The sequence below is a fragment of the Vibrio splendidus 12E03 genome, assembly GCF_000272105.2.
Taxonomy (GTDB): domain Bacteria; phylum Pseudomonadota; class Gammaproteobacteria; order Enterobacterales; family Vibrionaceae; genus Vibrio; species Vibrio splendidus_I.
Genome location: NZ_AJZD02000111.1, coordinates 1 through 11,181, shown reverse-complemented (window position 1 = coordinate 11,181; position 11,181 = coordinate 1). Strand labels below are relative to the sequence as shown.

Sequence of the window (11,181 nt, the reverse complement as noted above, 5' to 3'; positions counted from 1 at the left end):
TGAGGTAATAGCCATTATACGATGCACGCACACTGTCTTAAGAGTAAGACTGAGCCATCAAGAAGACTGGAGCGTACAGCGGGAATCGAACCCGCATCATCAGCTTGGAAGGCTGAGGTAATAGCCATTATACGATGTACGCACATCGTCTTAACGAGTTTGATAATGCCACATCTAACTGAAAACGAAACCTTTTTCTTTCATTTTTATTCTAAGTGCTCGCATAACCACCACTCCGCTAGTTTTTCAATCATATCTGGCGTTATGAGAGTGAATAAAATGTGACTAAAATCTCGTTAAAAGGAGGGCGAGAAATAATAGTAAATGTCATGCCGTTATTTTCGATAAATCCACCTTAAGTTATAAACCTGCTTTAGTGGTACTCAGTTGTCATAAATCTAATAAAAATTAAGGTATTTGGAGTGTTAACATAAACTGATTTTTATTCGTGTTTCGGCGTTCGTTAATAACAATCTGAATGCATAAATTTAACTTATTAGCCGGTCAAAACATTCAGTAAACTAATCCCAAATGAGTAGAGTTATAGAGACTTCTAAGCCTTTGCAGAAAAAAGTAACGAGTTCAGTTGATAATTCACGCAAAAGCCTCGTCATTCCGTCTGTCGTTTGGTACATTTGCCGCACATTTTGTCTCCCCTAAAATACCCATGCCTTCTCAGTTCCGAATTAACAAAATTGTTGAAATTGGTGATACTCTTCACCGCAGTGGTTGCGCTCCGTATAAGCTTGAAAAATATACACAATATTATGCTAAAAAGCATGGTGTGGATGTGATGATCCAAGCAACGCCAACCGCGATTAATTATCAGTTTCCAGACGATAACAACGCTGTGATTCTAAAGCGTCTAAAGCCTGCTTCAATTAACCTGAGTTTGTTGGCCAATACGATCATTCGTATTAACCAACCGAGCAGTGAGCCTGTACCAGAGCCTGTCGGTTACTCTAAATTTGTGACTGCACTAGCCAATATGGGGATTCCGCCTGCGTATTTGATGCTGGTGGGCAGTACGTTGGAAGCGGTGGGCTTTTCTGCGTTATTGGGTTTGATGGTTTGGGTCTGTCAGCAAGTTCTTCATTCACGTCGCGCTATCGCGGTTGAGTTCATTTCGGCATTGTTAACGGGTATCTTCGTGGCGTTTTTGGCGAGTACAGGCTTGCCGATTCCGGTGTGGGCGTTGTGTATTGCGTCAATCGTTTTGTTCGTCCCCGGATTATCCATAGCTAACGCATTAGAATGTTTGGCGTTTAATGATCTCGTCTCTGGTACCAGTTTATTAGGGCAGAGTGCCTTAACGCTGATCAAGCTGTTTGTTGGGATTATCATGGGTCTCAACATCGGTGAAGCGATATGGGGACAAGCGGTCTCCATCGACTATACCAATGCGGTACCGATGTGGATGCACATATCCGGCTTGGTGTTGATCTCAGTATCTATCGGTGTGATGTTCAATGCGCGCCCTAAAGACATTTTACTTGGCTTGCCAGTTGCGGTTCTTGGCATGTGGGGGCCGTTCTACCTCGGTTTTGATAGTGGTTGGGTTGTGGGTACTTGGGTAACCACGGTTCTTATTACTTTGTACGGAACTTGGATTGCCAAGAAGATGGAACTCACGGGCTCAATCTACATCGTGCAGGGGATCATCATTTTGGTTCCGGGTAGCCGAGTATTAGTGAGTGCGAGCCAATCGGTGTTTGAACAATCTATCTTGCCGATCCCGAGTATCGGTTTATCGGCGCTGTTTATGTTCTCTGCAATCGTGGCAGGGCAAATCACCGCTTACTCGATTTACTCACCAAAAGTCGAACGTTAAATTCCGCTTCTCAAATTTTTAAACAAACACAGCTTAGCGGCTGTGTTTGTTCGTTTTAGGTACGGATCTTTTTTAAGACAATTAACTCTTCGTAAAACTTGTTAGATTTATGCTCGCTAAGCCTAACAAGAGCCATTAAAATGGAACAAATTCTATTTAAATGAAGTATTAATGTATGTCTTTACCTCCTTGTCCGCAATGCCAATCTGAATATGTCTACCCAGACCAAAACAATCTAATCTGCCCTGAGTGTGCCTACGAATGGAACCCAGAAGAAGAGCGTTTAGAAAGAGAAGCCGCGCGTGTTAAGGACGTGAATGGCGTTGTATTGGAAAGTGGAGATAAAGTAACTTTCATTAAAGATCTAAAAATTAAAGGAAGTTCTAGCGTATTGAAAATCGGCACTAAAGCCGTGATTCGACGTATCAACGAAGGTAAAGACCACCAGCTAGATTGCAAGTTGGATGGTGGCGGTGAAATGCTGGTTACAGCGAAGTACGTTAAGAAGCAATAGTCGATAATGGGTCAAAATAGCGAGTTGCTCCTGAACTAAATAGCGTAGGAGCCGTCGGAGAATCAACATCATATGGACATTGTTAAAGCTGCTCTTTCGCATTCAACAGCCTTTCATCACTATGTGAGCGCCTGTGCTGAAGATGGGTTAGATATTTACACGGGCATTTCCGATGGCAGTGATGCCTATTTAAAAAGGCGAATCGCTTATTCAAAAGGTGAGGGTTTGCCTGAAGGGTGGACGCCTGCTTCTACTTATTTTTGTTTCGAGTCTGGCTGTATTCTTGGAGTGGTAAGAGTTCGTCATGGTACCAGTCCTTACATTCACGATGTCATAGGACATATCGGATATGAGACGCTGCCGCAAGCCAGAGGGCGTGGTATCGCAAGTCATATGTTGTCTTGGGTTCACGACACGTATTGACCGAAAGCGCTATCATTACCTGTGAGAGGGGCAATATTGCTTCGCAAAAAGTGATTGAGAAGTGCGGTGGACAGTTCTTAAATACCTTTTACTCAGAGCAAGATAAATACGAAGTTCTACGCTATCAACTAAACCCTAAATGAACACTGAAGCATGGCACCTTCCAATTTTCACTTGCTTGTCGTGAGCTAGCTTTTTGGAAATGAACCCGCTGTTGTTTCTTATTCATTGATTATTGTTGGAGATGTTTTGAAGTATTCGACAAGACCCGCTCAGTCATCAGATTATGAATTTCTGTTCGAGCTAAAAAAGGCGGCTGAATTTGAGCCAATCAAAGCTGTTTTTGGCTGGGATGATCAGATTCAACGAGATATACACGCCGAAGAGTGGGCAGAAGAACGGCCTGAAATCATTGAATATCAAGGCAAAGCGATTGGCAGTGTGTTGTTACAAGACAAAGACGACCACTTTTATTTTTGTCGATTCTTCCTACTGCCTGAATATCATGGTAAAGGTATTGGTAGCCAAGTTTTAACGGATTACTTAACTCAAGCAGCCAAACTCAATAAGCCTGTGGCGTTGTGTTATTTACAAGGTAATCGAGTTGGGGAGTTGTATTTAAGGTTTGGCTTCGAAATCACCTCGCAAAACGACCAGTTTGTCTATATGTGGCGTCAGTAACCCCAAGCGTTAGTTATAACCTCAACGGCACAATGTGCCGTTGTGTTGTCATCGTCACTCAATAGGCAAAGACAATACACCGGCATTGAGTTCGACTTGTTTTAGCCATTCGGTTGGAATTTCGCCATCTTCTTCGTAGAAACACGCCGCTAATACCGCGCCAATCACAATTGCACGCCCGCAGCTGTCACCGCCACATAAGATATTGTCTCGAATACCTTGTTTAAAGCTCTGGGCCCCCGCAATGATGCGAATCAGCAAGGGAAATGCGGCACTCAGTTCACAATGCAATCCGAACTTCTTCGCGGCATCTGTTATTGAAAGTTCGGGATCAGCCAAAGCCATGTCGATTTGGTCGTGTACAAACTTGCTACAGGTTTGTCGCACCATTTCTACTGATTGTAATGGTGAATTGCCTTGAATTGCCGCTTGAACCAATAGGGTGATGGCTTGCGCCCACTCCACTGCTTTGTCGTTATTGTTAGTGACTCGCACCGCACTCTCTACCATGGCTGGCAAAGTGTGAGAGGTGTAAGTACACGCCACCAATGGGATGATCTTTGAGACTGCGGGAAGTTGCGTATCGTCTGCGCCACAGGCAGTAATCGGGGCGTCCTCTAGTTCTAATTGATGGATGTTCAGCAAGCTCATGCGCGTCGCTTTATCAATGTAGCCTTGCCAACTGCCGCCAAAATCAAACCAGAAGCGGAAATGTTGAATATAGTTCGCTTCATCGTATTTTTGGTTTTCGACTAAGCTGTCGACCATCGCCAGTAACTGAGCACCATATTGCGATTGCTCACCTGCGGTTTTACCTTGGTGCGCAAAGTAGCCTTTGTCTTGATAATCGAACCGATTCGGTGAGCGAAATTCAGGCTCAAAACCAGCCACGTGTAAGATCCTCTCTTGGTCATACAGCCAGTGCAGCCCCATTGAAGCTGCGTCTCCAACCAATGCGCCAACAACGGCGTAAAAAGCTCTTTCTTTATGATTGTCCATGTTGAGCAATGTCCTTGAGATGAATCAACGTAGTTCGGTACGTTAAGTATAGTGATTAGGCGAGTATTTTGCTGTGTTTCTAAGAAGAAATATGAAGGGATAAATCCGATTGGTCAACAGCTTAAACCAATCAGGTGAAATTGATAAGGGCGATGAATAGTCTGGTGAATTCGTATTTTTGATTGGTAGTGTTATTGATGGTTGAGATAGGCACTAGAGCGCTGCTCAATCACTTTGAAAAGACGTGAAAGCGCAAAGCACAAAGTAAAATATACGAAGCCTACAATCAGCCAAATCTCAAAGATCAAACCTGAAGAGTTTGCCATCTCAGTACCAACAAACGTCATCTCTTGGATAGAAATCAAAGACACAATCGACGTATCTTTAACCAAGGAGATTGCTTGGCCAGCCAATGGCGGGGTGATGGCAGTTAATACCTGTGGACCGACCACAAATCGATACTTAGACAATGCAGACAGACCGAGTGAATCGGCCGCTTCCCATTGGCCTTTAGGAATACCTTCTAAGCCAGCTCTAATCACTTCAGCAATATAAGCAGAAGAGAGCAAGCCAATACAGATAACACCAGACGCTAAGTTTTCCCAAAGGTTAGCTGGGCCGAATAGGAAATCTTGAACAGCATTAATCTCGCCGTTGTGCTCACGTAAAATGCTTTCTAAACCAAGCAATGGGATCAGTTGGTTAGAAACAAAGAAGTAAAAGATAAAGACAAACACCAGCGGCGGAATATTACGAACCAATTGAATGAAAATCAGTGCCGGTGTTTTGAAAAAAGCGATCTTTGAGTGTCTTGCCACACCTAACAATGTGCCAAAAGAGAGTGCTAACACCATACTCCATAAACTTAAGCGCAGCGTTGCGATCAAGCCTTGGAAAAAATAGGGAATACTGCCTTGAGAAGGTGGAATAAAAATTAGTGTAAACGCATCTTCCCAGCGCCACTGGTAATTAATACCAACAGCCGAACGATAATAAAGCCAGCCTGCAAACACACAAATGACGGCGAGTAACACGCCATCCAAAAGAGTAAGGCGTTGATACCAAGGCTTCATATGAAAGTTGGGCTTAGGTGTTGTTAATGCGCTAGTACTACTCACGTCATTCCTGTTTAAACAATAATAATTAGTAGGCTGTTTTGTTGAGTTTTAGATCATCAATAAAGCGTCAAGTTGCCGATGAAAAGGCAGTGCAGACAATGCACGGCCTCGATTCACTAGCAAAAGTTCTGATTACTGACCTTGAGCAATCTGGTCTTGCCAATCTAGAGTAGAGAACCAGTACTCGTAACGCTCTTTTAACCAACCATCTTCAGTACGTGCTTTGATCCATTCGTTGAAGAATTCTGCCTTGTCAGTTTCACCTAGGCGAACTGCAAATGCTTCGTTACCTTTTGATAGACGCTCTTCAAATGGAATAAATAGCGTGTCTGCGTTTTTGATCGTTTCGTGTTCTGGTTTCGGGCTAGACGCGATAACCGCGTGTGCGTTGCCGTTCAACACTTCTTGGAATGCTTGAGCATCGTCATCGAACTGTAGAACTTTCGCTTTAGGGAAGGTTTCACGAGCGACTTGAACCGTGAATGCTCCACGACGTGCTGCAATTTTTACGCGGCGAGAATCAAAATCAGAGATCTGGGTAAAACCTTCCGCTAGCTCTTTATTAGCCGCCAGTTGAACGCCAGAGTGCGAGTAAGGTTCAGTGAATAATACGCTTTTAGCACGAGCTTCAGTGATAGACATACCGCCGATGATCACATCGAATTTTTTCGATAATAGAGAAGGGATAATACCGTCCCATGCCGTAGGTACAAATTCGACTTTCCAACCAGAATCTTCGGCAAGGCGTTTCGCCACGTCGATTTCAAAGCCAACGAGATCGCCTTGTTTGTTACGCATCGCCCAAGGAACAAATGTCGACATCCCAACGCGCAGTGAGCCACGTTCGTTGATTTTATCGAGGTTAGGCGTTTCAGAAGCAAGTGCAGGCAAACTTACTGCAAGCGCAAGTAGGGCTGTAATCGCGGTTTTAAATAGCTTCATGCTGATAAATCCTTATTGTGTTCGCCAGTTAGCCCCGAGCTTATGCTCAAGCCAAGCAGCAACGGCAGAAAGTGAAAGTGTAAGAGCAAGATAAATGATCGCCACAGAGAACCAAATCTCGAATGGCATCGCGGTTTCAGAAACGATGTTTCTGGCTTCGGTTGTTAGGTCAAAGATAGCCATGACACTCACAATCGAAGAGTTTTTGATAAGAGAGAGCACTTCATTAGTCAAAGGTGGCAAGGTGCGTTGCACCACCTGAGGAAGAATCACATCCCAATAAGTATAGGTCTTTGATAAGCCCAAAGATTGAGCTGCTTCAAATTGTCCTCTCGCAATACCATTTAAACCGGCACGGAATATCTCGGCGGTGTAAGCACCTTGGAAAAGTGCCAAGGCTAAAACGGCAGTGCTAAAGCGATCCAGCCCTAATACGGGGCCAAATACAAAATAGAGTAAATAAATCTGTACCAATAACGGCGTGTTACGAATCAACTCAACATAGCTGGTGGCTAAGGTGCGTCCAACCACAGAGTTTGAGTTTCTCAATAGCGCTGTCGTCAAACCGATGATCAACGTAGCGACCAACGAAATCAAAGAGATATTGATGGTAACCAGTAGCCCTTCAACCAACTCTGCTGGCCACCATTCACCATCTTCATAGAAAGCAATATAGTCCGGCACGCGCTCCCATTGCCAGGTGTATCCCATGGTTTGAGCGCCAGAATCGAGGACCCAGACAACCGCAGCCACGAGCACAAAAATTTGTACCAAAGCGGATAGGGCGGGTTTAATAATTCGAATCAACATCAATAAGTCAGGATCTGATTTAGGAACGCTTGAGTACGTTCATGTTGCGGGTTTTCAAAAAGCGCTTGAGGCGTATTAGATTCCACAATTTGCCCTTCATCCATGAAGATAACGCGGTCGGCCACTTGTTTCGCAAAGCCCATTTCGTGGGTCACACACACCATGGTGATACCTTCGCTCGCCAATTCAACCATCACATCGAGCACTTCGTTGATCATCTCCGGATCAAGCGCTGAAGTTGGTTCATCAAAAAGCAGTAATTCAGGCTTCATGCACAGTGAACGTGCGATAGCCACTCGTTGTTGTTGGCCACCAGAAAGTTGTACAGGGTATTTGTTGGCTTGTTCTGCAATGTGTACGCGTTCGAGATAGTGCATTGCAATCTTCTCGGCTTCTTGTTTGCTTTTTTTAAGCGTACGAATCGGCGACAGAGTTAGGTTCTCAAGCACAGTAAGATGGGGAAATAAATGAAAGTGCTGAAACACCATTCCGACTTGACCTGGAGTGCTGAACTTGCTCGGAAGCACTTGCTCTAGCACAGAAAGCTCGCCACTTTCGAAGGGTTCTAGCTGATTGATACAGCGGATTAAAGTTGATTTCCCCGAACCTGATGGCCCGCAAATCACCACTATTTCTCCCTGTTCAATATTTAAATCGATATCCTTTAGGGCATGAAAATCACCATACCACTTGTTAAGTGACTTAAACTTAACCATTTCCTTGAGATTGTTCAAATCGTTGTTCATACCTAGTAAAGAGACAGGTTTACCTTAACAATATAGATATATGATTGCACATAAAATTAAGGACTTATGAGAATTTAATAGCATCTTGTAGGGCAAATAAAAAAGCAGCGCCTGATTTGGACGCTGCTTGAGGATATACGCAAGGGCAAAGAATTTGGTTCAGTTTCACGGCATAAATTTTTAGATTATGACGATTTTCCTTAGAACCTTGTTTTCCTTGCTCTAATTTTGACCGCTATTGAATCGCAGACTCTAGAATTTCACGAGTCTTCTCTGGCGTGATTGCTTGGTTTTCGCCAAGTTGCAGGTAGCCATGTGATTCAAGTTGAGCGACAACATTGTCGATCGCTGTTTCTTTGTTTGTTTCGTAGCCGTCGAACATCGTTGCAACGTCTAGGCTGTGGTAGAACGCTTCGATTGCATCGATAGTGCGCTCGGCTAAATCTGCGCCCGCTTCTAGGCCAAATACGTTACGACCCATTTGCACAAGCTTGCCGCGCTTCGCTTCGATTTGGTTACGAAGTAGTGAAGGTTGAACAATCGCAAGTGAGCGTGCGTGGTCTACGTGCCATAGTGCTGTGAACTCGTGGCCAATCATGTGTGTTGCCCAATCTTGAGGAACACCCGTACCAATTAGGCCGTTAAGCGCTTGGTTTGCTGTCCACATTAGGTTGGCACGCCATGCGTTGTTGTCACGCTCGTCGTATTGCTTACCCAGTACAAGTAGGTTTTTCAGCAGAGTTTCTGCGTAACCGTCTTGAACCATCGCGTCCGTTGGCATTGTGATGTATTGCTCACACACGTGAACCCATGCGTCAACTAGACCGTTGATCAATTGGCGCTCTGGCAGAGACTTCATTACGTCTGGATCCATAACCGCGAACTTAGGTTGTACTGCAGGGTTCATGAACGCCAGTTTCTCTTGAGTCTCTTTACGAGTGATTACCGCACCCATGTTAGATTCAGAACCTGTCGCAGGAAGTGTCAGTACTGCACCAATAGGAGTTGCTTCAGTAACTTGGTGTTTGCCCGCTAGGATATCCCAACCGTCGCCGTCGTATTTAGCCGCTGCAGCAACATACTTAGAACCATCGATTACCGAACCACCGCCAACAGCGATAATGAATTCTACGTTTTCTTCTTTAACAAGAGCGACGGCTTTATCTAGCGTTTCTTTGGTTGGGTTTGCTTCAACACCAGAAAATTCAATCCAAGCGTGATCTTTAAGAGATGCGACTACTTGGTCGTAAACACCATTGCTTTTGATTGAGCCGCCACCGTAGATGACAAGTACTTTCTTTGAAGTATCAACCGCTTGGCTGATAGCGTTGATTTGGCCTTGGCCGAAGTGGATGACGGTAGGGTTAACATAAGTAAATTGCATTGTAGGTTCCTTGTGTAAAGCTAGATTTTTTATTTTATTTGATTGCTCAATTTCTATATTTGCATATTAGTACAGTAATCTAGGGTGATGAAGAGCTGATCCTCCAAATAAATTGCCTATTTCTACAAAATTGATATTCTTTCTCTGCTTTAGCTTACTTACTCTTAGCACTTGGAATGGAAAGTCGCCACTTATGAAAACACTCGCGCAGTTGTTACAGTCTTATGTAGAACACAAAGGTTGGGATGATCTCGAAGGGATCAGAGAAACAGAAATTGACGGCGTGTGGTTATATAAAAGCAGCGGTGGCAATCAGCGTCAGCCTTTTACTTACCAATCTGGCATCATAATGCTCGGGCAAGGTAAAAAGAACATCTATATTGGCGAACGCCCAGTCACTTACGCAGCAGGAGATTACCTTGTAGTAGGTGTGCCAATGCCGTTGGAGTGTGAGGCCTTGCCTGTTAATGGTGAACCATTGCTTGGTTTATCTATCAACATTGACTCTCAACGTTTGCACAGCTTGGTAAAAAAGTTAGAAGACCAAGGCTTTCTTGAGAGCTACTGCAATAAGCACAAACAGAATTCTAGCGGCTTAGAGTCCACGCCGATGGAAGAGCAAATGCTAGAAAGTTTTACTCGATTGGTGAAAATGCTGCATTGCGACATCGAAGCCAACATATTGGGTGATGCCATGGTCAGCGAAATTGTCTACCGCGCCCTAACCGGTTCAGAAGGGCGAGTGCTGTTTGATTTGGCCCATCATGACGGCCATTACGCACGTGTCGCTAAAGCACTATCTAAAGTGCATGAAGAGTATGACCAAACTATTACTGTTCAATCGCTTGCCGACGAAGCCAACATGAGTGTGTCTGCCTTCCACAATGCGTTTCGTAATGTCACCTTTGAATCACCGCTTCAATATTTGAAGAAGGTAAGGCTTAACAAAGCTAAAGAATTGATTCAACTAGAAGGCTTACGAATCAGCGATGCTGCTCGCCGAGTCGGCTACTCCAGTCCATCCCAATTCAGCCGAGAATTTAAGCGCCACTTCAATACTACTCCAAGAGCTGTTTAGCCTTTACTCAATATTTATGTTCCGAAACGTGCGGTATTTCATGTTGCGCGATATCACGTATATCTTTTGGTTGATCGAGAAGTGTTTATTTTATAAATATCTGTTTAGTCTTTGCTTTTCTCTCGTGAGGAAAGCTTAATTTACAGACATTTTCTAGGAGTTCTCTTGCTCGATTTATTGAAGAAAGTAGCATTGATTAATTTAACGGCAGCATTGGTTGTTCTGGCCTTATCTCAGTTTTTTCCTTTCTTTGCCACTACAAGAATCGTCGATTTCTTGTTTTTCGTGGTTATCGTCATTTGGGTTCTAGCCAAGTTAATGTGGGAAGGTGGTGTTCATAGTAAGACCACACGTCTTGATGACCCTAAAGCAGATAAAGTCTACAAAATGGTCGAAGGCCATGATTTTGATAAAGACCAACAAGAACATTACCGAATGAACTACCACACAGGGTTAGTGTTGTTCATCGCTGGTTTACCCGCTTTTATTGCTTGCTTTGTCCTGCAATTTTTATGAGTTAGAGGTTCGCAATGGTGTCGCTCGTTCATTTTTGAAGCTATCCTCATCCTTAAAGATACCATTCCTTGGTATTACAAGCGTCTTTCTTCTGCAATCACTTCAGCCTTCCACACTTGTTTAATTATATGAGTAAATG

Annotated in this window: 11 protein-coding genes, 1 tRNA gene and 1 pseudogene; 6 read left to right on the top strand and 7 right to left on the bottom strand. The window is 43.9% G+C overall.

The window, feature by feature from the left end:
* Positions 1-67 precede the first annotated feature (67 nt).
* Positions 68-142 (bottom strand) — tRNA-Gly (locus A142_RS09105).
* A gap of 525 nt (positions 143-667) precedes the next feature.
* Between A142_RS09105 and A142_RS09100 the strand changes: the two genes are divergently transcribed.
* The 4 genes and pseudogenes from A142_RS09100 (at position 668) to A142_RS09085 (ending at position 3,449) form a co-directional block, all read left to right on the top strand.
* A complete protein-coding gene (locus A142_RS09100) occupies positions 668-1,831 on the top strand; it encodes a threonine/serine exporter family protein (protein ID WP_017058966.1) in 1,164 nt (387 codons plus the stop codon).
* A gap of 175 nt (positions 1,832-2,006) precedes the next feature.
* Entirely contained in the window at positions 2,007-2,345 is a 339-nt protein-coding gene (locus tag A142_RS09095) for a zinc ribbon domain-containing protein YjdM (RefSeq protein WP_004731484.1), read from the top strand.
* A gap of 72 nt (positions 2,346-2,417) precedes the next feature.
* A pseudogene (locus tag A142_RS09090) lies at positions 2,418-2,911 on the top strand (GNAT family N-acetyltransferase).
* A gap of 106 nt (positions 2,912-3,017) precedes the next feature.
* Positions 3,018-3,449, top strand: coding sequence for a GNAT family N-acetyltransferase (locus A142_RS09085; RefSeq protein WP_019825312.1), 432 nt, complete (start codon positions 3,018-3,020; stop codon positions 3,447-3,449).
* Between the two features lie 54 nt (positions 3,450-3,503).
* Here A142_RS09085 and A142_RS09080 read toward each other — a convergent pair whose 3' ends face one another.
* The 6 genes from A142_RS09080 to A142_RS09055 all read right to left on the bottom strand — a co-directional run bounded on the left by A142_RS09080 (position 3,504) and on the right by A142_RS09055 (position 9,448).
* Complete coding sequence (locus A142_RS09080; protein WP_019825310.1) at positions 3,504-4,448, bottom strand: ADP-ribosylglycohydrolase family protein; 945 nt, start codon at positions 4,446-4,448, stop codon at positions 3,504-3,506.
* Between the two features lie 191 nt (positions 4,449-4,639).
* Complete coding sequence (locus A142_RS09075) at positions 4,640-5,566, bottom strand: amino acid ABC transporter permease (protein ID WP_019825309.1); 927 nt, start codon at positions 5,564-5,566, stop codon at positions 4,640-4,642.
* Between the two features lie 132 nt (positions 5,567-5,698).
* On the bottom strand, positions 5,699-6,508 hold the full coding sequence (locus A142_RS09070; RefSeq protein ID WP_012600468.1) for a transporter substrate-binding domain-containing protein: 810 nt from the start codon (positions 6,506-6,508) through the stop codon (positions 5,699-5,701).
* A 12-nt stretch (positions 6,509-6,520) separates the two neighbouring features.
* Positions 6,521-7,318 (bottom strand): amino acid ABC transporter permease, encoded by a 798-nt coding sequence (locus A142_RS09065; RefSeq protein WP_029405650.1) that lies wholly within the window; start codon positions 7,316-7,318, stop codon positions 6,521-6,523.
* The gene (locus A142_RS09060; protein ID WP_017108097.1) at positions 7,318-8,064 is read right to left on the bottom strand and encodes an amino acid ABC transporter ATP-binding protein; all 747 of its coding nucleotides are present in this window, start codon (positions 8,062-8,064) and stop codon (positions 7,318-7,320) included. The genes A142_RS09065 and A142_RS09060 overlap by 1 nt, the downstream gene beginning before the upstream one ends.
* Positions 8,065-8,299: 235 nt before the next feature.
* Positions 8,300-9,448 carry an iron-containing alcohol dehydrogenase gene (locus A142_RS09055; RefSeq protein WP_019825300.1) on the bottom strand — a complete coding sequence of 383 codons (1,149 nt, stop codon included), beginning with the start codon at positions 9,446-9,448 and terminating at the stop codon, positions 8,300-8,302.
* A gap of 193 nt (positions 9,449-9,641) precedes the next feature.
* On the opposite strand from A142_RS09055, the gene A142_RS09050 reads away from it, so the two are divergent.
* Together A142_RS09050 and A142_RS09045 are read left to right on the top strand one after the other, a co-directional pair.
* Positions 9,642-10,526 carry an AraC family transcriptional regulator gene (locus tag A142_RS09050; RefSeq protein WP_019825298.1) on the top strand — a complete coding sequence of 295 codons (885 nt, stop codon included), beginning with the start codon at positions 9,642-9,644 and terminating at the stop codon, positions 10,524-10,526.
* Positions 10,527-10,691: 165 nt separating this feature from the next.
* Entirely contained in the window at positions 10,692-11,042 is a 351-nt protein-coding gene (locus A142_RS09045; RefSeq protein WP_019825297.1) for a hypothetical protein, read from the top strand.
* Positions 11,043-11,181 lie beyond the last annotated feature (139 nt).